The organism is Embleya sp. NPDC005575 (assembly GCF_040605455.1).
In the GTDB taxonomy this organism is placed as follows: domain Bacteria; phylum Actinomycetota; class Actinomycetes; order Streptomycetales; family Streptomycetaceae; genus Embleya.
On sequence record NZ_JBEXCV010000068.1, the window covers coordinates 1 to 22,081 of the forward strand.

Sequence of the window (22,081 nt, forward strand, 5' to 3'; positions counted from 1 at the left end):
CGGTCGGCGGCGCGGTGCACGTCGGCGGGCGACACCCCCGGGGCTTCGGCGACGAGTTCGGCGGGGTCTGCGGGGTTGTGGCTGCGCACGAGCGGCGCGGCGGACGTGGTGGTCACAGCGGGAAGCCCTTCGGGAAGGGGTCGGTGGGGTCGAGCGGGTGCTGCGCGGTTCCGGTGTGCCTCGACGGCGTGGAAGCCGTGGCGGCTGCGCACGGAATCCGCCTCCTGTCCAGAACGCGGCGGCACGGTACCGGTGTTGACGATGCGTCAGGCGGGTCGGTCGGGCCCGGTTCAGCTCAGCCCGGCCGCGACGGCGCGCTCGGTCGCCAGACGGATGACCTGCTGCATCTCGGCGTTCAGCGGCCGGCGCGGCGGACGGCACGGGCCGCCCGGCTTGCCGACCACGTCCATCGACAACTTGATCGCCTGGACGAACTCGCTGCGGGTGTCCCAGCGCAGCAGCGGTTGCAGGATGTCGTACAGCTCCCGCGCCCGAGCCAGATCGCCCGCGCCGGCGGTGCGGTAGAGCTCGATGCAGGCGTGCGGCAGGACGTTGAGGAATCCGCCGATCCAGCCCTTGGCACCGGCCACGGCCAGTTCCAGAAGTACGTCGTCGGCGCCGGCCAACAGGTCCAGGTCGGGCGCGAGTTCGGCGATCCGATAGGCGCGTCGGGTGTCGCCACTGAACTCCTTGACGCCGACGATATGGCCGTCGGCGTGCAGCTTGGCCAGCACTTCGGGGGTCAGGTCGACCCGGGTGTCGAAGGGGTTGTTGTAGGCGACGATCGGCACGCCGACCGAGGCCACGTCGGCGTAGTGCGCGTGCACCTCGGCGTCGTCGGCGCGGTAGCCGTTCGGCGGGAGCAGCATGACCGCCTTGGCGCCGGCCTCCGCGGCTTGCTCGGTCCAGCGACGGGCCTCGGCCGAGCCGTACGCGGCGACGCCGGGCATCACCCGATCACCGCCCACGGTCTCGACCGCGACGCGGACCACCCGGGCTCGTTCCTCGGCGGTCAGGACCTGGTATTCGCCCAGGGAGCCATTGGGCACCACGCCGTCGCAACCGGCGTCGACCAGCCCGCGCACGTGCTCGGCGAAGGTGTCGTAGTCGATGCTCAGGTCCGCGTGCAGCGGCAGCGGGGTGGCGACCATCAGGCCGCGCCACGGGTGGAGGGTGCGGTCGGTGGGGTTCGCGTCGGACATGGGGGACTCCTTGGCTTTCGGCTCGGCTTCGACGTCGACGTCGAGGCCGGTGTCGGTATCAGGATCAGTACAATGTCACATTGCTCTTGCATTGCGCCAGACCCGACCTCGATCACCGTAGACGGCCGGGGGAGAAGTAAAACCGCAGGTGAATGGTAAAGGGATTGTAAATACAATGTCGCACCTCAAATGTGACACGACTCAGACCTTGACCATTGAGTCGGCCCTGGGCAGAGTTCCCCACCATTACCCACCCCGCCGCCTCCCGAGAGGCCCGCCGTCATGACCACGCTCGCGCCCCCCACGGATCCGCCGGTGGCATCGGATCCGCCCGCCGCCGACACCGCCCCCACGGGGCTGCGCCCCTCGCAACTCGCCTGGCGTCGTTTCCGCCGCGACCGCACCGGGATCGTCGCCGCGTGCGTCGTGGCCGTGTTCGTCGTCGCGGGCCTGGGCGCACCGCTGTTCGCCAAGTGGTACGGGCACGACCCCTACACCACCTACGGCCAGAACCGGCCCGGCCTGCTCAACGAGTTCGGCTTCCCCGTCGCACCCAACGGCGGCATGTCCGGCGAGTTCTGGCTCGGCCTCGAACCCGGCCTCGGCCGGGACGTGCTCACCCAACTGCTCTACGGCATCCGCACCTCGCTGCTCATCTCGCTGGCCGTGGTCGCGATCGTCACCGTGCTCGGCGTGCTCATCGGGGTGACCGCCGGCTACCTCGGGGGCGGCGCCGACTACTTCGTGGGCCGCGTCATCGACGTCATGCTCAGCTTCCCGTCGACGCTCTTCTTCATCGCCTTCACCCCGGTGGTGACCTCGCTGCTGACCCACCCGGGCGAGCAGATGTCCCCGCTGCTGCGGGGGGCGGTCATCGTCGCGGTGCTCGCCGCGTTCGGCTGGGCCTCGGTGGCCCGCCTGTTGCGCGGCCAGGTGCTCTCCCTGCGCAGCCGCGAATACGTCGAGGCGGCGCGCGTGATCGGCGCCTCGCCCGGCCGCGTCGTGCTGCGCGAGCTGCTGCCCAACCTGGTCACCCCGATCCTGGTCAGCGCCTCGATGGCGGTGCCCACCTACGTGACCACCGAGGCCGCGCTGTCCTACCTGGGCGTGGGCATGGTCGAGCCCACGCCCGACTGGGGGCGGATGTTGCTCAAGGGCGCCGAGGTCTACAAGACCGACATCACGTACATGTGCGTCCCCGGCATCTCGATGCTCGTCTTCGTGGTCGCCTTCAACCTGTTCGGCGACTCGGTCCGCGACGCCCTCGATCCCAAGAGCGACCGCTGAGCCACCGGCGCCGCGCACGCCACCGGTCCCTCGCCACACCGCACCCGCACGGCAACTCTCGGAAGGAACCATGAACCCTCGCCGCAGACCCACTCGCCTGACCCGAACCGCGCTCGCCACGCTCGCCCTCGCCCTCGGCGCGGCCGCCTGTTCCGGCGGCGGCGGCAGCCCCGACAGCGGAGGGCCCGCCAAGGGTGCCCCCAAGGCCCAGGTGCGCGCCGTGTCGATCGGCGCCGCCGCCGAGTCGAAGGGCCCGGCCAAGGAACTTCCCGGGGCCAAGCCCGGCGGCACCGCCACGGTGCTGGAGCGCGCCGACTTCAACCACCTGGACCCGGCGCGCGTGTACGTCTCGCACGAGCAGACGGCCGAGTTGCTGATCTCCCGTCAACTCACCACGTACAAGCAGGAGGGCGACCACACCACCCTGGTCGGCGACCTGGCCACCGACACCGGGACCAGCCCCGACGGCGGCAAGACCTGGACCTTCACCCTCAAGGACGGGCTCAAGTACGAGGACGGATCGCCGATCACCGCGCAGGACGTCAAGTACGGCATCGAGCGCTCGTTCGCCAAGGAGATCACCGGCGGCCCGACCTGGATCCAGGAATGGCTCGTCGGCAACGCCGACTTCCGCTCGGCGTACGACGGCCCCTACGGCGGCCGCGAGCTGGACGCGATCAAGACCCCCGACGCGCGCACCATCACCTTCGCGCTCCCCGCCCCACGCGGTGACTTCCCGTTCGCGGTGGCGATGCACACCAGCACCCCGGTGCCGCGCGCCAAGGACACCAAACTGGAGTACGACAAGCACCCGTTCTCCAGCGGTCCCTACAAGATCTCCGCGCGCGAGATCGACAAGTCCATGACGATGGTCCGCAACGAGCACTGGGACCCGAACACCGACGTGGTCCGGCACGCCTACCCCGACCAGTGGAAGTTCGAATTCGGCGCGTCCAACCAGCAGATCAACGAGCGGCTGATCGCGGCCAACGGCGGCGACCGCACGGCGATGACCTTCCGCGTCGCGGTGGGTCGCGAGGTCGCCCAACAGGTGCTCACCACACCGGACTTGAAGGCCCGCACGGCGGACGCGGCCACCCCGTACACCGAGTACTTCGAGATCAACAACCGTCGCCAGACCAACCCGAAGGTGCGCCAGGCGCTGATCGCGGCGTTCCCCAAGGAGCAGGTGCGACAGATCATGGGCGGTCCCGCCTACGGCGAGTTCGCCACCACGCTGATGGGTCCGACGGTGCTCGGCTTCGAGCCCTTCGACCTGGCCGGCGTGCCGAACACCGGTGACATCGCCAAGGCCAAGCAACTGCTCGCCGAGTCCGGCACCCCCAACCCCACCATCGTCTACGCGTACAACCAGACCCCGCTGTGGGAGCAGGTGTCGGTGACCATCGTCCAGGCTCTCCAGCAGGCCGGCTTCAAGGTGGTTCCGCAGCCGATCAACGACAAGAGCTACTACACCGAGATCGGTCGCGTGGACAACAAGTACGACCTGTACTGGGCCGGCTGGGGCGCCGACTGGCCCAGCGCCGCGACCGTACTCCCGGCCAAGTTCGACGGCCGCAAGATCATCGACGACGGCTCCGTGTACAGCCTGTACAACAACCCGGCGATGAGCACCGAGATGGATCGCATCACCGCGATGTCGGACGTCGTGGCGGCGGGCAAGGAGTGGTCGAACCTGGAGAAGAAGATCATGGCCGAGTCCCCGGTGGTGCCGTTCGTGTATCGGCGCCAACTGACGCTGTACGGCCCCGGACTGGGCGGCGTACGAGTCGGCTTCATCGGCTCGACCTATCCGATCGACGTCTGGGTCAAGTAGCCCCGGTCGGGGCTGCCGCGGCCGGCGGCGCGGGCGGGAAGGCTCGCCGCTTCCCGCCCGCGCCGCCGGGCCGCCCGGCCACTGCCCGGTCCGACCTCCAGTGAGGGCCCCATGTTCCGATTCCTGGTGCAGCGACTACTCGGCGCCGCACTGATCCTGTTCGTCGTCTTCACCGTCACCTTCTTCCTGTTCTTCGCGATGCCGGACGACCCGGCCCGCCTGTCCTGCGGCAAGACCTGCACGCCCGAGACGCTCGCCCTGATCCGACGCGACCTGGGCCTGGACGAGTCGGTCCCGATGCAGTACTGGCACTACATCGTCGGCGTCTTCGCCGGGCGCGACTTCGGCTCCTCGCACTGCTCCGCGCCCTGCCTGGGCTACTCGTTCGTCAACCACGAGCCCGTGCTCGACACCCTGCTCGACCGCTTCCCCGCCACCCTCTCGCTGGCCCTGGGCGCCTCGGTGATCTTCCTCGGCAGCGGCATCATGATCGGCATGCTCGCGGCGCTGCGGCGCGGTACCTGGCTGGACAAGTCCACGATGGCGTTCTCGCTGATCGGGGCGTCGGTGACGATCCAATTCCTCGGGGTGATCGCCCGCTACGTCCTGGTCGACCAACTGCGCTGGCTGCCCAAACCCGAGTACCTCCCGTTCACCGGTGATCCCGGCGGCTGGATGGGCGGGCTCCTGTTGCCGTGGTTGACCCTGGCCTGCGTGCAGGCTGCGGTGTATGCACGATTGACCCGGGCGTCGATGATCGACGCGCTCGGCGAGGACCACGTGCGCACCGTCCGGGCCAAGGGATTGACGTCCCGTCAGGTCTACTTCAAGCACGCGTGGCGCGGCGCGATCACCCCGGTGGTGACCGTCTACGGCATCGAACTCGGCGTCCTGCTCGGCGGCGCGGTGGTCACCGAAACCACCTTCAACATCCCCGGCATCGGCAAGCTCGCGGTGAACGCGGTCGCCAACTCCGACCTGCCGATGATCACCGGCGTGGTGCTGATCGCCGCCACCGCGATGGTGCTCGCCAACGTCGCGGTGGACGCCGTGTACGCCGTCATCGACCCCCGGGTGCGTGTGTGATGACTCCTCCCCTGCTCGCGGTCCGCGACCTGCGGGTGCGCTTCGCCACCGAGGGCGGCGTGGTCAAGGCCGTCGACGGCGTCTCCTTCGACGTCGAACGCGGCCGCACGCTCGGCATCGTCGGCGAGTCCGGTTCCGGCAAGAGCGTCACCAACCTGACCCTGCTCGGGCTGCACAACCCGGCCCGCACCACCATCGAGGGCAGCGCGGTCCTGGACGGAACGGAACTGGTCGGCGCTCCCGAACGCACCCTGCGGGGCCTGCGCGGGCAACGCGTGTCGATGGTCTTCCAGGACCCGCTCACCGCCCTGTCGCCCTACTTCACGGTCGGCGCGCAGATCGTCGAGACCTATCGCAGGCACACCGGCGCCGGCCGACGCGAGGCCAAGGCGCGCGCCGTCGAGATGCTGGACCGGGTCGGCATCCCGCAACCCGAGCGCCGGGCCCGCGAGTATCCCCACCAGTTCTCCGGCGGGATGCGCCAGCGCGCGATGATCGCCATGGCGCTGGTGTGCAAACCCGACCTGCTGATCGCCGACGAGCCCACCACCGCGCTCGACGTCACCGTGCAGGCCCAGATCCTGGACCTGCTCGCGGAGTTGCAGGAGCAGTTGGGCACCGCGATCATCCTGGTCACCCACGACCTCGGGGTGGTCGCGGACGTCGCCGACGAGGTGCTCGTGATGTACGCGGGCCGGGCGGTCGAGTTCGGCCCGGTCGCCGAGGTCCTGGACACGCCCAGGCATCCGTACACCCGGGGCCTGCTCGCCTCGGTCCCGCGCCTGTCCGACGCCCTGGACCGGCCGCTGCAACCGGTGCCCGGCTCGCCGCCCAGCCTGCTCGCCCCGCCGTCCGGCTGCGCTTTCCACCCGCGCTGTACACAAGCGATCGACGGGCCCCAGGCGCCGTGCCGCACGGTGTTGCCGCTGTTGACGCGAGCGCAGACGGGCCCCGACGGCAGCGAGCACGCCGCGGCATGCCACCTGGAGGCGGCGCCGGGCATCGCGGCGCCGACGGACCTGCAAGGAGCCACCCCATGAACGCCACGTCGCTCGACGCGTCCGAGCCGCCGCTGCTGCGAGTGAGCGGACTGACCAAGCACTTTCCCACGGGCCGAAGCCTGCTGGGCCGCCGGGCCGGGGCGGTCCGCGCGGTCGACGGCATCGACCTCACCGTCGGGGCCGGGCAGAGCCTCGGCCTGGTCGGCGAGTCCGGGTGCGGCAAGTCCACGACCGGGCGGCTGATCACCCGACTGCTCGAACCCAGCGCGGGCACCATCGAGTACCGCGGCCGCGACATCACGCACGCCTCGCGCCGCGCACTGGCGCCGATCCGCTCGCAGATCCAGATGATCTTCCAGGACCCGTACTCCTCGCTGAACCCGCGGCAGACCATCGGCACCATCCTGCGTGCCCCGCTCGACGTCAACGGCATCGACCCGCCCGGCGGTCGCGACCGCCGGATCGAGGAACTCCTGGAGACCGTCGGCCTCAACCCCGAGCACCGCAACCGCTTCCCGCACGAATTCTCCGGCGGGCAGCGACAACGCATCGGCATCGCCCGCGCGCTCGCCGCCGGGCCCAGCCTGATCGTCGCCGACGAACCGGTGTCCGCGCTGGACGTGTCCATCCAGGCGCAGGTGATCAACCTACTCGAGGAACTGCGCCGCGACCTGGGCATCGCGTTCGTGTTCATCGCGCACGACCTGGCCGTGGTCCGCCACTTCTGCGACCGGGTGGTGGTGATGTACCTCGGACGCGTGGTGGAGAGCGCGGACCGCGAGTCGCTGTACGAGCGGGCACATCACCCGTACACGCAGGCGCTGTTGTCCGCCGTGCCCGGCGCGACCGGGCCGGACGGCACCCGGCTCGAGCGCATCCGACTCAACGGGGACGTACCCAGCCCGATCGACCCGCCCTCGGGCTGCCGCTTCCGTACCCGCTGCCACAAGGCACAGGACGTGTGCGCGGTGGCCGAACCCCCGCTCACCGCGGTGGCCGGCCGGGCCGACCACGACGTGGCCTGCCACTTCCCCGAACCCGTCGAGGCCCGGTCCGCGAAGGTCCCGACGCCGGCGGCGCCCGGTCGGCCGAGCCGGACCTCCTGAGACCCGGTTCACTCGACCCGGTCCACGCACCGCCCGAACCCACCGGAAGGACAGGGATCCCATGACCCGGCAAGACCCCGCCGCGGCACTCAACACCGGCACCCACGACATGCCCGTATCCCCCGCGCTCGACGCCTTCATGGCCTCCGCCTGGGCGCCCAGCCCGTTGCCCGACCTCGGCGCCGAGCCGGTCGCACCGTGGGCGGCGAAACGCCGCGAGCGACTGTCCGCGCGCTACCCCGGCGAGCGGTTGGTCGTCCCCGCCGGCACGCTCAAGGTGCGCAGCAACAGCGTCGACTACCGGTTCCGGCCGCACACCGCGTACACCTACCTGACCGGCGACCACACACCCGACGGCGTCCTGGTCCTGGAACCGGTCGGCGACGCGCACGAGGCCGTCCTGTACCTGCGTCCGCGTTCGCCGCGCGACACCGGCGAGTTCTACCGCGACCGGCGCCACGGCGAGTTCTGGACCGGGCGGCGGCCGACCCTGGACGAATCGACGACCCTGCTGGGCGTCGAATGCGCCCACCTGGACACCCTGCCCTCCCGGCTGACCGGCCCCGCCGTCCCCACCCGCCTGCTCCGCGGAGTCGACCCGGACGTGGACCGACTGGCCGCCCCCACCGACGCCGGACGCGGTGCCGAGTTCGCCGCGCACCTGTCCGAGATGCGCCTGGTCAAGGACCCGTGGGAGGTCGAGCAGCTGCAACTGGCGGTCGACCACACCGCGACCGGATTCGCCGACGTGGTGCGCGCCCTGCCCCAGGCCCTGCGGCACCCGCGCGGCGAACGTTGGATCGAGGGCGTGTTCGACATGCGCGCCCGGATCGAGGGCAACGGCACCGGCTACGACACGATCGCCGCGGCCGGCGCACACGCCTGCGTGCTGCACTGGATCCGCAACGACGGCCCGCTGGACCCGACGCAACTGCTGTTGTTCGACGCCGGCGTCGAAATGGACAGCCTCTACACCGCCGACATCACCCGCACCCTGCCGCTCTCGGGCCGATTCACCCCCGCACAGCGCGAGGCGTACGAACTGGTGTTGGCCGCGCAGCAGGCCGGCATCGACGCGCTGCGCCCCGGCGCGCGTTTCCGCGACTTCCACAACGCCGCGATGCGCGTGATCGCCGAGGGCCTGCACGCCTGGGGCGTCCTGCGGGTCACCCCCGAGGAGGCGCTGCGTCCGGACAGCGGCCTGTACCGGCGGTACACGCTCTGCAGCAGCGGCCACATGCTCGGCATGGACCTGCACGACTGCGCCAAGGCGCGGGCGGAGGCATACCTGGACGGCGTCCTGGAGCCCGGCCACGTGCTCACCGTCGAACCGGGCCTGTACCTTCAGCCCGACGACGAGACGCTGCCCCTGGAACTGCGCGGCATCGGCATCAGGGTGGAGGACGACCTGGTGATCACCGAGGACGGCGCCCGCCTCATGTCGGCGACCCTGCCCCGCACGCCGGACGCCATCGAAGAGTGGATGGGCACACTGGCCGGCTGAACCCGAATCCCCGCGGCGCCGGGCCGCCCTGTGTAGGAGCGGCCCGGCGCCGGCCTGGTACTCGGGCCCGAAGCGGGTCCGCCGACCACGACGCCCACCGCACCCCGCCGATCCCCTACACCCGCCGGCGGGCCTGGGCCAACATCGACAACGAAAGATCGATACCCACCACCAGCGACGCGCGGCGCCACCGGGCCATCGCCGCACAGAACATCCCGGTGCCGGCGCCGACCTCCAGCACGGTCGGATGCGGCTGCGGCGCGAACGAACCGATCAACTCGGCCCAGGCTCGGAGCGAGGCCTCCGGCATCTCGTTGCCCGCCTGGTAGACGCCGGCCAACCGCGCATCGTCATGGGCACGTTCCATCGGTCGATCCTTGTCCCCGCGCGCGACCGGAGAGCAACGGAGTCGTCCTGTCGATCGGCCGGCTGTGCGGTGGTGCGGTGGGCGTTATGCGGCGTCCGGGTCGGTGCCGCTGAGGTCGGGGAAGGAGTGGTGCTCGTGTGCAACGATCCAGCGGTCGGCCTCCTTGCGCAGGCCCAGCGTCAGCCGCAGCCGGAGGCCGGGTCGGGTGTCGAGTTCCTGTGGAGTGCCGCAGCGCAGGAGGGCGTGGGCGAACGCGACGTCCGCGCCTGCGGTGACCCGGAGTTCCTCGATGTCGAAGGACGCGCCCTGAGCCTGCCACTGGAAGAACGGAGGCCAGACCTCCCGGTAGGCCGCCATGCCCCGCACGCCTTCATAGGGCGGCGGCACGTCGAACATCACGATGTCCTCGGCGTGATCGGCCACGACCGTGTCGAGGTTGCCGCGGTGCACCGCCTGCGCCCACCGCTCGACCAGAGTGCGGATCTGCTCGGTGTCGTCGGACATGACGCAATCCCGGTCCTTCCACTGTCGGCGTCACGCACGCACCCGCACGCCGGTGGGCAGGTCTGTGCGTGGGTTCGAACATATCGGCCGAACCGAGATGGGACGTGGACGCCGCGCAAGCTTGACTGCCTCGGATCGGCACCTGTCGGTGACGGACGGCCGACGGATGGGCGAGCTGATCGGCGCGGCCCCGGAGGACCCCAACAGCGCCTCGCGGTGCAACCGGCCTGCCGACCCACTTGATGTTGCGGGCGCCTCGGCCCCGGTCGTCGGCGCCCTTCGCCGGGCCCGCGCCGCTCGCCGCCCCATCCTCGCCACCATGACCTTCAAGGGCCGGATTCCCCTCCGCAGCCGCGATGAGGCGGTGTTGTGGAGCTGCACCGCGATCGCGCTCCCGGGCGCCGGCCCGAGACCGGCCCCGCGCTGGTCTACGAGTGCACGGCCGACCTGCTGCTGCACCCCGCCGCGGCGCCGGAACTGCGGCGCCTGCTCGCCCGGTCCGTGGGCGCCGGCCTGCTGATCCGTTCGCCCCTGATACGGGAGCGGGCATGAGCGGAGATCCTGCGATCCAGGCTCTTCGTCGCGCTGATCCGGCACATCGGCCGACGTCGTGCGCACGGCGGCGCCCCCGGCGGACCGCGCGACCTGCTCGACGCAGTCCTCGATGCCTGCCCCAGGGAGACGACCGACGAGGTCGTGGCCGAGCTGTACGTGCTGTTGTTCCGGTCGATCGTGGGGAACATCGGCTACGCCGTGGCCTGGACCGTACTGCCGGCCGGTCTGCATCACGCGCCGCAAGCGGCGTGGCCGTGGCCCACGGACTGGATCGTGCGGGAGGCCGCACGGCATCGTCCGTTCGTCTGGATGGTCGGCCGCCCCGTCCCGCACCCGGTCGAATTCGGCGGTGTGGCATTGCGTCCCGGCGCGATCCTGTCGGTCAGTCCCTGCCTCCTGCATCACGACGAACGGCACTGGAACAGGCCCGACGTGTTCGACCCCGAACGCTGGGCCCACCCGGACACACGCGGCCCCTATCTGCCCTTCAGCGCGGGCCCGTTCATCTGCGCCGGCGCGGCCGTCGCGCAGACCATGACCGCCGACGCCGTGGCCGCCCTGGCCGGTGACGCCCGGCTGAGCGTCCTGGGCGGGCGCACCCGTCCGGTCGTGACCAACGCTGCCGCCCCACGTGCGTTCACCCTGAACCGCACCACCGAGCCCGTCACCCGATCGCACGCACCCGAAGGGAGGTGAAAACCATGATGGCAATCATCCGGCGCGTCCTCACGAACACGCCGCCGCTGATCTGGAACCCGAAGGAACATTGGTGATCCGACCGCGAACCGGACGGCCCGCACGGCCGAAGGAATCACGCCGTGCGGGCCGTTCGCCGCTCCCGTGCGCCGGCGTCGCGGTGTCGCGCGCCCCTCGCACCCCTGCTCCGGCTCGGCGGGAGGACAAGGGTTTTCCCCGATTCGCGCTCCGGGGTCGGATGATTACCCTTTGGTAGCGGTCCTTTCGTCTTCCCATGCCGATCATGTCCCCCGTACCGAATCGTCTTGGGCGTGCGCGAGCGCACGTCCGGCACACCCGTTCGCTCGATGGGCGGCTGTCCCTCACCACCACGCGCGGCCCGTTCGGCATGTCGTCGGCCTCCACCGGCGGTGTCCGTCGACACACGACGCAATCCCTCCGGCATCGGAGAACTCCGATGCCGCCACGAGGAGGTACACGTGTGAAACGTAAACGCCTGTCCGTCCTGACGGCCGCCTTCACCGTCGCTCTCGCGATGGTCGCGGTCAACCCCGACTCCGCCGTCGGGGAGAAGGCACCGTCGTCCGCCGATGCCACGACCTCGGCCGAATACAGCGTCGTCGGCGTGCGAACCACCCAACAGCGCAGCGCCATCGCAGCGACGGGCGCCGCCGTCGACGGCGTCGAGGACGGCCGCCTGCTGGTCACCGCGACTCCGGAGGAGGTCCGGCGGATCAGGGCGCTCGGCTTCACCGTGAACGCGGAGGCTCCGCCCACCGCCCCCGGGAGCCTGATCAACCGGGACTTCCCGCCCTCGGATTCCGGTTACCACAACTACGCGGAGATGGTCACCGAGATCGACAAGGCCGTCGCCAACCACCCGACGCTGATCAGCAAGCAGGTGATCGGGCGCTCCTACGAGGGCCGCGACCTGTACGTGCTGAAGATCTCGGACAACGTGACGGTCGACGAGGACGAACCGGAAGTGTTGTTCACCCACCACCAACACGCCCGAGAGCACCTGACCGTCGAGATGGCGCTCTATCTCGTCAAGTTGCTCGGCGACGGCTACACCACCGACCCTCGGATCAAGGCGCTGGTCGACAGTCGCGAGATCTGGATCATGCCCGACGTCAACCCGGACGGAGGCGAGTTCGACATCGCCACCGGTTCGTACCGCAGTTGGCGCAAGAACCGGCAGCCCAACTCCGGTTCGAGCAACGTCGGTACCGACCTGAACCGCAACTGGTCCTACAAGTGGGGCTGTTGCGGCGGTTCCTCGGGCAGCACCGGCAGCGAGACGTACCGCGGCCCCCGGGCCGAATCCGCGCCCGAGGTCAAGGCCGTGACGGACTGGGTGCACGGCCGCGTCGTCGGCGGAAAGCAGCAGTTGACGGCCGCGATCGACTTCCACACCTACAGCGAACTGGTGTTGTGGCCGTTCGGCTGGACCTACAACGACGTCGTGCCCGGGATGACCGCCGACGAGTACAACACGTTCGCCACGATCGGCCGGGCCATGGCGGCGACCAACGGTTACACCCCCGAGCAGTCGTCCGATCTCTACATCACCGACGGCTCGATCGATGACTGGCTGTGGGGCGATCAGCGCGTCTACGCCTATACGTTCGAGATGTACCCCGCGTCGGGCAACGGCGGTTTCTATCCGCCCGACGAGGTCATCGACCGCGAAACGTCCCGGAACAAGGCCGCCGTCCTGCACCTGCTCGACTACGCGGACTGTCCCCCGCGTGCCATCGGCAAGACCTGTGGCGCGGATCCGGGCGGCAAAACGTTCGAGAACACCAACGATGTGGCCGTCCCCGACAACGGCGCCGCCGTCTTCAGCGACATCGCCGTCACTGGTGTACCGGGCAACGCGCCCGCCGGCCTCAAGGTCGGCGTCGACATCAAGCACACCTGGCGCGGCGATTTGACCATCGACCTCGTCGCACCGGACAACTCCGTCTACCGACTCAAGAACGCCGTCGGCAACGACTCCGCGGACAACGTCATCACCACCTACACCGTCGACGTCTCCGGTGAAGTCGCCAACGGCACCTGGCGGTTGAAGGTGCAGGACGTCGCCGCCTCCGACACCGGCAAGATCGACTCCTGGAAGGTCACCTTCTGAGCGGGTGTCTCGTGGACCTCGACTCGGCCCGGCCCGGCTTCGCATCGGGTCGGGCCGAGTCGCTCGTGTGCGGCAAGTCAGCGACCGGGCCGACGCGTTCGGCGAGGGCGACACGAGGAACATGGGGCCACTCGGGTGACACCCATCCACGGGGTTGATACCCGACATACCCGATGGCTAGGGTTCAGTCGGGAATTCCCCCATCCGCCGGGAGCAGACGATGGCCGACCAGGTCGCCGGCTCCGCCGAAACCCTCGACCCGCCGTCGACACCCCTGGTGGGTCGGGCGGCGCTGCTCGCCTCCGTCGAGTCACGGATCGCGGCCGGTGGCAGCGTGGTGCTGACCGGATCGAGCGGAATCGGCAAGACCACCGTGATGGGCGCTCTCTGCGGGTCCGCCACGGCTCGCGGCGAGAACGTCCTGCGCACGAGCGGCACCGAGATCGGTCGACGGGTCCCCTATTCCGGGCTGGCCGCCCTGCTGCAACGTATTCCGCCCGAACTGCCGGCCACGCTGGCGCCGGCACAGCGCTCCGTCGTCCGCGACCTGCTCGCGGGCGGGCACACCCGGATGTGTATCGAGGCGTTCGCCCCGGGCCGCCCGCCGTGGGGAGGTCACCTGCCCGGAGCGCGCTTCCACGACCTGTGCGGGCGGGCCTGGCAAGAGCTGCTCGAACGTTGTTCCGCGCTCTTCCCGACCCTGGTGGTGGTCGACGACGCGCACTGGCTCGATGCCGCCTCGGCCGACGTGCTGGCGCACGCGCTGCACCATCTGGCCGGCCCCGACGTCCGGGCGTTGGTCGCCGGCGGGTGGGCCGAGCGGGGTACGGCCGAGCATGGCGAGGACCTGCCCTGGCTGACCGCGCCGATCGCCGTCGAGGTCGCCGTGCCGCCGCTGCCGCCGGAAGACCTGGTCGAACTCTTCGACCGGCACGGTGTACCCGCTCGCGTCGCGAACAAGCTGCACGCGGACTCCGGCGGCAATCCGTACCTGGCCCTGGCCCTGGCGGGCGAACCGTCGGATCGGGCCACGCGCCACGGCCGGCCGGCGCCGCTGCCGCAGCGGGTGCGCGCGCTGATCGGCGAGCGCGTGGGCCGCCTGTCCCCGCAGGCCCGCGAGACGTTGCTCGTCGCGGCGCTGACCACCCGCCCGACCATTGAACTGCTGTTGCGCGCGGGGCGCGCGGACGCCGAGTACGACATCCGGCTCGCCGCCGCCACCGGGCTCGTGGTCGGCGAGGGCAGGCAGATCCGATTCACGCCGCCGGCCGTGGCCGGCGTGCTCGCCGAATCCGCGCGCGCCGACCATCGCACGAGGCTGCATCTGGCCCTGGCCGCGGTGGTGACCGACGCCGCCGCACGCATCCGTCATCGGGCACTCGTCTGCGCCGACCCGAACGCGGAACTCGCCGGGGAACTGGCGACCGCCGCCGAGGAGGCCCGCCGACGCGGCTCCCGCCGGCTTGCGGCCGAGCTGTATCTGTTGGCCGCGGAGCGCACCCCTGCAAAGTTCGACGGCCGGCGACTGGATCGGCTGGTCGCCGCGGCGGAGGTTGGTGCGACCGCCGGGCTGTCGGAGGCCGTGCACCGGGCGGCGGACGCGGTGCTGGCCGCCGACGCGCTGCCCGCGCAGCGGGTGCGGGTGCGCATGGCGTTGATCGACCTCGCCGGCCAAGGGCTCTCGGACATGGACGAGTTGTTCGCCGCGGCCCTGCTCGACGCGGGCGAGGACCCCGCCCTGACCGGACCGTTGCGACTGCGGCGCTCATGGGCGGCGATGGTCGCGGGCAACCACGAACGCAGCGCCCACCACGCCGAGTCGGCGATCGGGTTGGCCCGAACGGCCGGTGACCGGGCCACCGAGTCGATGGCGCTGGCCGTGACGGCGATGACCGCGCGAGTCACCGGACGCCCCGATCACCGGCTCCACATGCACCGGGCGCTGGCGCTGCCGGAACCCGAACTCGACGGCCGGTTGCACATGACACCGCGCTTCGTGGCCGCGCGATTCGCGGTCTTCGACGACCGACTCGACGACGCCCGGCACGATCTGCTCGCGATGCTCGCCCGGACCGAGGGCGGCACCGGCGAGGAGATCGTCGCGGTACTGCGTTCGCTGTCCGAGGTGTCCGCCCGGCTGGGCCGGTGCGCGGACGCACTGCACTTCGCGGACCGGGCGATGCGGATCGCCGAGGATTCCGGCCTGAGCCCGGGCCCGGGTTGGTACAACGGCGCGATCGCCGAACTCGCCGGCGGCAGCGTGGCGCGGGCCGCGGCGTACGCGGAACGCGGTGTGCGTGCCTCGGAGCAGGAGGGCGACTCGATCTTCCTGGAGCGCCATCTGCACGCACTGGGGCAGGCGCGGTTGCGCGCGGGGGACGTCTGCGGAGCCATCGAGGCGTTGCGGCTGATCGCCGACCCGGCGCGGGGCCGGTGGGTGGCCCCGCCGTCGGTGTTGCGCCGGCACGGGGACCTGGCCTGCGCGTTGGCCCTCGGCGGCCGACTCGACGATTCGGAGCAGGTGATCCGGTCGGCCCGAAAGGCGCTGGATCCCGCCGACCGCGGCCGGGGCACCAGCGCACAACTCGACCGGGCGGAGGCGGTCCTGTGCGCCGCTCGGGGCGACGTCGGCCGCGCTGTGGAGTTGCTCGATCACGCCACGCGGGTCTTCGAGGCGCTGCGTCAGCCGCTGGAATCGGGCCACTGTCTGTTGGTGCTCGGTCGCATCGAGCGCAGCCGCCGCCGGCACGCGGCCGCACGTTCGGCGGGGGCGCAGGCGCTGGCGGTGTTCACCCGGTGCGGCGCGCGGCCGTGGATGGAGCAGGCCGGTCGTACGCTCGCCCGGCAGCCCGCGTCGGGTGGTCCGCCGGTAGGCCGGCCGCGATCCGATGCCGCTCGGGCGTTCGCCACGCTGACCGCGACCGAGGAACAGGTGGCGCGGCTGGTCGCGGAGGGGGCGAGCAATCGGGAGGCGGCGGCGGCCCTGTTCCTCAGCGTCAAGACGGTCGAGGCGTCGCTGACCCGGATCTACCGCAAGTTCGCCGTGCGTTCGCGGACCCAACTCGGCTCACACCTGCACGACGCGTTGGGCCTGCCGGAACGTCCCCGCTGACCGGCCTTTGCGTGCCGCACCGGCAGCCCCGGCCCCTCCGGGCGTCGAGGCCCTGCCCCGTTTGCCCCGGTCCTCGGGGAGGTGAACCATGGAATCAGGATCGTCGCACGACAACCGCACGGATCTGGAGCCGGACCATGTCTGGTCCTTTTCAGCAGTTTCCGCTCGGTGGGGGTACGACCGCGGACCTGTACCTGCTCCGCTACGACCAGGACGGTGGGCTGCGCAGTCCACTCGCCGAGCGGGAGATCAAGGACCGGCTCGCCGGAGTCGGCGACGTCTTCCTGTTCTCCCACGGCTGGAACAACATCTTCGCGCAGGCCCTCGACCGCTATCGCGATTTCGTCGGTGGCTTCATCGCTCAGCGACAACAGTTCGCGATTGCGGTTCCACCGGACTACCGGCCCCTGCTGATCGGCGTCATCTGGCCCTCGACGAGCTTCCTCATGCCGTGGGAGGCGGGCCCGAGAATCGCCGCCGATCCGGAACCCGACGGGGCCGAGGCGCGCCAGGTGGAGGAGATGCTCGGCCTGGTCACCGGGTCCCTGGGGGCCGAGGTGGACCCGGAGTTCGTCGAGTTGGTGGACGGCCGCTCCGTGATCGACTCCGATGCCGCGCTGCGTGCGGCCGAGATCGTGCTCGGCGCACTGCGGGCCGAGCCCGACCCGGACGACGGATCATCGCCGCCCACCGCGAAGGAATTCCTCACTGTCTGGGCGGCGTTGGACGGTGGCGGGGCCGCAGCCGCACCCGCCGACCCGGACGACTTCGGCGTCGCGCGCGGTGCCTCCCCCGGTCTGCTCGTCGCGGGTGGCGGGGGATTCGACCCGCGCAACCTGTTGCGTGCGGCCACCGTGTGGAAGATGAAGGCGCGCGCGGGTGGGGTGGGGAGCAACGGGGTCGGTCCGCTCGTGGCGCACATCCTGCGCGAGAGCGGGGTCCGACTGCATCTGGTCGGCCATTCCTTCGGCGCGAAGGTGTTGTTGTCCGCGCTCGCGTCCGCGGCCCCGAGCCGTCCCGCGCGGTCGATGCTGCTGTTGCAGGCCGCCGTCAACCGCTGGTGTTTCGCGGCGGACGTCGCCGGCACCGGGCGCCCCGGCGGTTACCACTCGGTCCCGGACCTGGTGGACAGGCCGTTGTTGACGACGTTCTCCGCGTTCGACGACCCGCTGACCAAGGTGTTCCATCTCGCGATGCGCGGAAGTCAACTGGGCGAACCGGGCGTAGCCGCGATCGGCGATCCCGAACTGTACGGTGCGCTGGGCGGATTCGGGCCCGCCGGCGTAGAGGGGATCTCCGCCCGTCGACTTGCGGCCGTGCCCGGTCGAGAACGCTACGACCTCGGCGGCGCGTCGCGCGTGATCGCCGTGGACGGCGGGGTCGAGATCGACGGGAAGCCGGCCATCGCCGGGCACGGCGAGGTCAGCAACCCGGCGACGTGGTGGGCCATGCACGCCCTCGTGCGGCCCGACTGAGGTGCGGTCCGCGCGCACCCGCGACCGGATACGCCGCCCGGCGCAGTCGCCGGTGGCCGAAACGGTCGGCCCGAGACGAAGGAGTCGTGATGGCCGAGGCTCTCATCGAGAGTTGGCGCCTGGCGGTGCTCCGGGTGCGGCTCGACCTGACGCGGTCGTCGCCGGTGGCGGTGGTCGAACTGGTCGGGTATCCCGCGAAGAACCCGACGACGTACTGGCACGCCGAATTCGACTACGGCACGTTCGGGCTCTCCGAAGGCACGGAGCCGCCAACCGGGCTGAAGGTGCCCCGTGATCTGGTCGAAGCCGTCGAGAACTGCCTGCTCGCGGACTTCGAGGCGGATACCGCGCTGTGGCTGCGGCTGGTCCCACCGTATGGCCACCTGGGCGGGGTTCCGTGGGAAGGCGCCCTGATCCCCGCCACCGGTCGCCCGCTCCTGCGGGTTCCCGATCGGCTGCCGCCGGGATCCGACCCGGGGCGGGTGTGGACCGTTGCCGTCGCGGTGTCCGTGGCGCCGAACGCGGCCTGGGTCGCCGGATACCTCTCGTCGTTCATCTCCTGCCTGCGCACCTCCGTCGCGGCTGAGGTGGATGTGCACGTGTTCACCGACCGGGGCGCCGAACAGGCGCTGCGGGCGCTGCCGCCCGAGGGTCCGGACGCACCGCGTGTGCACCTGCACGACCCCGGCGACGCCGCACTGCTCGCCCGATCGGGGCCGCCGCGCCGGCATGACGACGCCGACGCGCACCCGGCGACGGGCCCGCCGCTGTGGGGTGACTGGATCACCGCCGGGCTCGACGGCCGTGCGGTGCGGGCGCTGCACATCGTCGCGGACGGCGCGTTCGAGGGCAACCGCCCGGTCCTGTCGGTGAGCCCCGATCCCGCTGCGCCGACCCACCGATCCGATCGCGCGTACGTGACCTCGGACCGGGTACGGCGCCTGGCCGACCGCGTCGGCGCGTCCGTGCTGTCGTTCGGCTCGCCCCCGGACAATCCGTGCGACTCGGCCACCCGGATCATGGCCGACCACGTCGGTCTGCGGCGTGCGGGGCCGACGTTCTACACCGCGTTGCCGCTGGATCCCGCCGGATACGCGTTGGCACGGGCACACGCGTTCGTCGCCGGCGCCCCGGGTTCGGTGCCGATCCCGCGTGACCCCTCGCTGTTCGCGTACCTCCAGCCCGAGTTCGTGCAGGCCGCGCTCAGGGACGCCTGGCCCGATCCCGACCGGCCCGGGCAGGTCTGGCTCAGCGGGCGAGCGGCGATCGGTGAATCGGCGACCAGCGGCGAGATCCTGCCGAACGCCCTTGGTGTGGCCGGCGGCGAAGAGATCACCGCGCGCTATGCGAACGCCGAGTCGGTGCCGATGTGGGTCGCCGCGTCCACGCGTTACATCGAGAACCAGGTGGCCTCGCTGGTACGGACCGCGGGCGTTCCGGGCGAGACCCCGGCCGCGAAGCAGGCCTACGACCGCGGGGTCGGGCAGGCCATCGCCGAACTGCGTGCCCTGGTCGACCGGCGGATGCGGGAGTCGTGATGCGTACCGTCCTGGGCTTCGAGCCGTTCGGGGATCGCACGGTGCTCAAGTTGCGGGAGGCACCCGCCAACATCCCGGGGCTCGGTACCAACGAACTCACCGACGTCACCGACCCCGGAGGCACGATCACCTCCCGGGGCGAGGCCCTGCTGGAGCGGCTGTGCCGGCATCCGGCGGTGAGCCAGGGGCTGAACGCCGCGCTGGCCCAGCCGCCGGTCGCCGGACCGGGACCGCTGTACCTGCACATGGTCTCGAACCAGGCCGATCAGCTGCCCTGGGAGCAACTCCGTTCCGTCCTCCAGGGGTTCATCGCCCTGGACGCCCGTTGGCCGATCGCCCGCATCGCCGCCATCCGCAGCCCCGTCGATCGCCGCACGTTCACCCCGCCGTTGACGATCGTCGCCGTGCTGTCCGCGGCACTGCGCAGTGGCGTGCCCCAGTTGCAGGCCCTGCTGGCCGCCACGGCGCTGCCTGACGCCCGGGCGGTCGACACACGGCTGCACGTGATCAGCGCCGAGCAGGCCGTGCTGGATGCCGTCGCGGCCGCCGGACGACCCGACGTCAGCGCCGAACCGATCCCCGCGAACGCGCCCGATCTGGCCGGGCGCATCACCGCGGCCCGGCCACACATCGTGCACCTGCTGTGTCACGGTGGGGCGGTCGGCGGTGTCCGGACACTGGCCTTCGCGCACACCGCCGACGTCGACGCGGGCGAACCGGTCGGCTCCGTACAGCTGAAACTGCCCGATCTGGTGGTCGCGCTGAACCCGTGCGCACCGTGGCTGGTCGTCCTCGGTGCCTGCCGGACGGCACAGACCTCGGACACGCTCTCGCTCGCCCACGAACTCGTCTCGCAGGGGTTGCCCGCCGTCGCGGGCATGCGCAGGCTGATCGACCTCAACGACACGGACCGGTTCTGCGCCGCGCTGTACCCGGAGGTGCTCGCCACCGTCCGCATCGCCGTCAAGGATGCCGGAGAGCACGAGATCGACTGGGCCACGACCTTCACCGCGCCGCGCCAGGCGATGGCACAAGCCGACCCGTCGCAGACCGACTCGTGGTCGGATCCCGTGCTCTACGTGCAGGACGAACCGCTGCGGATCACGTCGAGCTCCGCCGTGGCGTTGTCCGACACGGCGAACCTGCAGGGGCAGCTCGACACCTACGAGCGGTTCCGCGCGACGCTCGACCCGATCACCGTCGACCGGACCCTGCTGGACCGGGTCGACGCCCTGATCGCCGACCTGCGGGCCCGATCGGCGGGTGGGGGTCGATGACTCTGCCCGCGGACATTCAGCTCAACGCCTGGACCGGGGACGAGGTCGCGCGGGCCACGCCGGACCAGGATGCGGCGCGCTGGGGTGCCGGAACGCGCGGCATCCCGCACTCCCAGGCCGTGCTCCCCTTCGGCCCGCCGGCCGATCCGCGCGATTGGCGCTCGGCCGACGTCGGCTACGGGATCCTGCTGCCGGACGACACCGATCCGAATCTGTCCGACGCCGCGAAGGCCGCCGGCGAGGACGCCGCCGCGCCGGTACGCGAACTGCTGGCGGCACGGCCGGACACCGCGGTGCTGCGCTGGAGCCCGGACCTGCCCGACCACCTCCTGCGCAGGTACTTCGCGCAGGGCCTGCCCCAGGAACCGGCCATCGGGTTGTCCGAGTTCGGGATCGGCCGGGGCCGGCTCCCCAAGTACGTGGCGATCATCGGCGGCCCCGAGGTGATCCCCTGGTCCGTGCAGTACGCCCTGGGTACCCGGCACCTGGTCGGGCGCATCCCCCTGTCCGGGGAGCCGCTCGCCCACTACGTGCACGCGCTGCTCGCGGGCTGGAGCGACGCGCAGGCCCACGCGGATCGGGCGCTGACCTGGACGGTCGACCACGGGCCCACGGACATCACCGCGTTGATGCGCGCGGTGATCGCCGCGCCCCTGGCCGAGCGCCTCACGCCGCCCCCGCTCGCGCAGTTCCGCGATCTCACCGCGGCCGAGGCCACCGGCGCGGCGCTGCTGGGCGCCTTGGCCGAGATCCGCCCGGGACTGCTCGCGACGTCCAGCCACGGCCGCACCGGACCGCTGGGGAACCCCGCCGAGATGCGGGCCGCGCTCGGGCTTCCGGTCGACGGCACGCACACCACCGTGCCGCTGGGCACGCTGTGCGACGCCATGCCCGGTGGCTGCGTCTGGTACGCCCAGGCGTGCTGCTCCGCCGGCGCCGCCGGCGAGAGCTTCTACGCCGGGCTGCTTCCGGTCGGCAGTTCCGCCCTCGGCGCGGTCGAGGCCGTCGCGGGGCTGGGCACGATGGTGGCACCCGCGGCACTGGAACTGCTCGGCCGGGAGAACCCGGTGCGGGCCGTCCTCGGTCACGTCGAGCCCACCTTCAGTTGGACCCTGCAGGTCGACGACACCGGACAGGGACTCGGCGGGCGCTTGGTCTCCGCCTTGTCCACGCATCTGTACGCGGGCGAGCCGCTGGGCCTGGCCCTGGCCGAATACCGGGCCGACGTGGGCGAGTTGCACACCCGGTGGGCCCGGCTGAGGGAGGCGTTGGCGGGCGGCGACACGTCGGTCCGGGAGACGTTGACCAGGCTGCGCGTCTCGGCACTGGATCGACAGAGCCTGGTGTTGCTGGGCGACCCGACCGTGGCCCTGCCCGCGTCGGGCGGCGACGGGCCGTGA

The 22,081-nt window shown here is 71.4% G+C and carries 17 protein-coding genes; 14 read left to right on the forward strand and 3 right to left on the reverse strand.

Going from position 1 to position 22,081, the window contains the following annotated elements; translation table 11 throughout:
• Positions 1–290: 290 nt before the first annotated feature.
• A complete protein-coding gene (locus tag ABZS54_RS22690) occupies positions 291–1,202 on the reverse strand; it encodes a dihydrodipicolinate synthase family protein (RefSeq protein WP_355538887.1) in 912 nt (303 codons plus the stop codon).
• A 282-nt stretch (positions 1,203–1,484) separates the two neighbouring features.
• On the opposite strand from ABZS54_RS22690, the gene ABZS54_RS22695 reads away from it, so the two are divergent.
• From ABZS54_RS22695 to ABZS54_RS22720, 6 genes are all read left to right on the forward strand, one after another.
• Positions 1,485–2,489: an ABC transporter permease gene (locus ABZS54_RS22695; RefSeq protein ID WP_355538890.1), complete on the forward strand. Its 1,005-nt coding sequence runs from the start codon at positions 1,485–1,487 to the stop codon at positions 2,487–2,489.
• A 70-nt stretch (positions 2,490–2,559) separates the two neighbouring features.
• Positions 2,560–4,326: an ABC transporter substrate-binding protein gene (locus ABZS54_RS22700; RefSeq protein WP_355538893.1), complete on the forward strand. Its 1,767-nt coding sequence runs from the start codon at positions 2,560–2,562 to the stop codon at positions 4,324–4,326.
• Between the two features lie 111 nt (positions 4,327–4,437).
• The gene (locus ABZS54_RS22705; RefSeq protein WP_355538896.1) at positions 4,438–5,412 is read left to right on the forward strand and encodes an ABC transporter permease; all 975 of its coding nucleotides are present in this window, start codon (positions 4,438–4,440) and stop codon (positions 5,410–5,412) included.
• Positions 5,412–6,452, forward strand: a complete 1,041-nt coding sequence (locus ABZS54_RS22710; protein WP_355538981.1) for an ABC transporter ATP-binding protein — start codon at positions 5,412–5,414, stop codon at positions 6,450–6,452. Before ABZS54_RS22705 ends, ABZS54_RS22710 begins: the two co-directional genes overlap by 1 nt.
• Complete coding sequence (locus ABZS54_RS22715; protein WP_355538899.1) at positions 6,449–7,519, forward strand: oligopeptide/dipeptide ABC transporter ATP-binding protein; 1,071 nt, start codon at positions 6,449–6,451, stop codon at positions 7,517–7,519. Before ABZS54_RS22710 ends, ABZS54_RS22715 begins: the two co-directional genes overlap by 4 nt.
• Positions 7,520–7,580: 61 nt before the next feature.
• Entirely contained in the window at positions 7,581–9,023 is a 1,443-nt protein-coding gene (locus ABZS54_RS22720; RefSeq protein ID WP_355538902.1) for an aminopeptidase P family protein, read from the forward strand.
• Between the two features lie 115 nt (positions 9,024–9,138).
• Here the strand turns inward: ABZS54_RS22720 and ABZS54_RS22725 are convergent, their stop codons facing one another.
• On the reverse strand, positions 9,139–9,390 hold the full coding sequence (locus ABZS54_RS22725; RefSeq protein ID WP_355538905.1) for a class I SAM-dependent methyltransferase: 252 nt from the start codon (positions 9,388–9,390) through the stop codon (positions 9,139–9,141).
• A gap of 84 nt (positions 9,391–9,474) precedes the next feature.
• On the reverse strand, positions 9,475–9,894 hold the full coding sequence (locus tag ABZS54_RS22730) for an SgcJ/EcaC family oxidoreductase (protein WP_355538908.1): 420 nt from the start codon (positions 9,892–9,894) through the stop codon (positions 9,475–9,477).
• Between the two features lie 369 nt (positions 9,895–10,263).
• Between ABZS54_RS22730 and ABZS54_RS22735 the strand changes: the two genes are divergently transcribed.
• The 8 genes from ABZS54_RS22735 to ABZS54_RS22770 all read left to right on the forward strand — a co-directional run bounded on the left by ABZS54_RS22735 (position 10,264) and on the right by ABZS54_RS22770 (position 22,081).
• A complete protein-coding gene (locus ABZS54_RS22735) occupies positions 10,264–10,446 on the forward strand; it encodes a hypothetical protein (protein WP_355538911.1) in 183 nt (60 codons plus the stop codon).
• A 144-nt stretch (positions 10,447–10,590) separates the two neighbouring features.
• Positions 10,591–11,145: a cytochrome P450 gene (locus ABZS54_RS22740; protein ID WP_355538914.1), complete on the forward strand. Its 555-nt coding sequence runs from the start codon at positions 10,591–10,593 to the stop codon at positions 11,143–11,145.
• Between the two features lie 481 nt (positions 11,146–11,626).
• Positions 11,627–13,279: a M14 family metallopeptidase gene (locus ABZS54_RS22745; RefSeq protein ID WP_355538916.1), complete on the forward strand. Its 1,653-nt coding sequence runs from the start codon at positions 11,627–11,629 to the stop codon at positions 13,277–13,279.
• A 220-nt stretch (positions 13,280–13,499) separates the two neighbouring features.
• Positions 13,500–16,391 carry an AAA family ATPase gene (locus tag ABZS54_RS22750; protein ID WP_355538919.1) on the forward strand — a complete coding sequence of 964 codons (2,892 nt, stop codon included), beginning with the start codon at positions 13,500–13,502 and terminating at the stop codon, positions 16,389–16,391.
• Positions 16,392–16,528: 137 nt separating this feature from the next.
• On the forward strand, positions 16,529–17,866 hold the full coding sequence (locus ABZS54_RS22755; RefSeq protein WP_355538921.1) for a hypothetical protein: 1,338 nt from the start codon (positions 16,529–16,531) through the stop codon (positions 17,864–17,866).
• An 89-nt stretch (positions 17,867–17,955) separates the two neighbouring features.
• Positions 17,956–19,404, forward strand: coding sequence for a hypothetical protein (locus ABZS54_RS22760; protein ID WP_355538924.1), 1,449 nt, complete (start codon positions 17,956–17,958; stop codon positions 19,402–19,404).
• Complete coding sequence (locus ABZS54_RS22765) at positions 19,404–20,681, forward strand: CHAT domain-containing protein (protein ID WP_355538927.1); 1,278 nt, start codon at positions 19,404–19,406, stop codon at positions 20,679–20,681. Before ABZS54_RS22760 ends, ABZS54_RS22765 begins: the two co-directional genes overlap by 1 nt.
• Positions 20,678–22,081: a hypothetical protein gene (locus ABZS54_RS22770; RefSeq protein ID WP_355538930.1), complete on the forward strand. Its 1,404-nt coding sequence runs from the start codon at positions 20,678–20,680 to the stop codon at positions 22,079–22,081. The genes ABZS54_RS22765 and ABZS54_RS22770 overlap by 4 nt, the downstream gene beginning before the upstream one ends.

Coding starts and splice junctions, on each gene's coding strand:
- ABZS54_RS22690 (WP_355538887.1), bottom strand. CDS start 1,202: ATGTCCGACGCGAACCCCACCGACCGCACCCTCCACCCGTGGCGCGGC.
- ABZS54_RS22705 (WP_355538896.1), top strand. CDS start 4,438: ATGTTCCGATTCCTGGTGCAGCGACTACTCGGCGCCGCACTGATCCTG.
- ABZS54_RS22765 (WP_355538927.1), top strand. CDS start 19,404: ATGCGTACCGTCCTGGGCTTCGAGCCGTTCGGGGATCGCACGGTGCTC.
- ABZS54_RS22695 (WP_355538890.1), top strand. CDS start 1,485: ATGACCACGCTCGCGCCCCCCACGGATCCGCCGGTGGCATCGGATCCG.
- ABZS54_RS22710 (WP_355538981.1), top strand. CDS start 5,412: ATGACTCCTCCCCTGCTCGCGGTCCGCGACCTGCGGGTGCGCTTCGCC.
- ABZS54_RS22725 (WP_355538905.1), bottom strand. CDS start 9,390: ATGGAACGTGCCCATGACGATGCGCGGTTGGCCGGCGTCTACCAGGCG.
- ABZS54_RS22720 (WP_355538902.1), top strand. CDS start 7,581: ATGACCCGGCAAGACCCCGCCGCGGCACTCAACACCGGCACCCACGAC.
- ABZS54_RS22760 (WP_355538924.1), top strand. CDS start 17,956: ATGGCCGAGGCTCTCATCGAGAGTTGGCGCCTGGCGGTGCTCCGGGTG.
- ABZS54_RS22755 (WP_355538921.1), top strand. CDS start 16,529: ATGTCTGGTCCTTTTCAGCAGTTTCCGCTCGGTGGGGGTACGACCGCG.
- ABZS54_RS22715 (WP_355538899.1), top strand. CDS start 6,449: ATGAACGCCACGTCGCTCGACGCGTCCGAGCCGCCGCTGCTGCGAGTG.
- ABZS54_RS22750 (WP_355538919.1), top strand. CDS start 13,500: ATGGCCGACCAGGTCGCCGGCTCCGCCGAAACCCTCGACCCGCCGTCG.
- ABZS54_RS22730 (WP_355538908.1), bottom strand. CDS start 9,894: ATGTCCGACGACACCGAGCAGATCCGCACTCTGGTCGAGCGGTGGGCG.
- ABZS54_RS22770 (WP_355538930.1), top strand. CDS start 20,678: ATGACTCTGCCCGCGGACATTCAGCTCAACGCCTGGACCGGGGACGAG.
- ABZS54_RS22700 (WP_355538893.1), top strand. CDS start 2,560: ATGAACCCTCGCCGCAGACCCACTCGCCTGACCCGAACCGCGCTCGCC.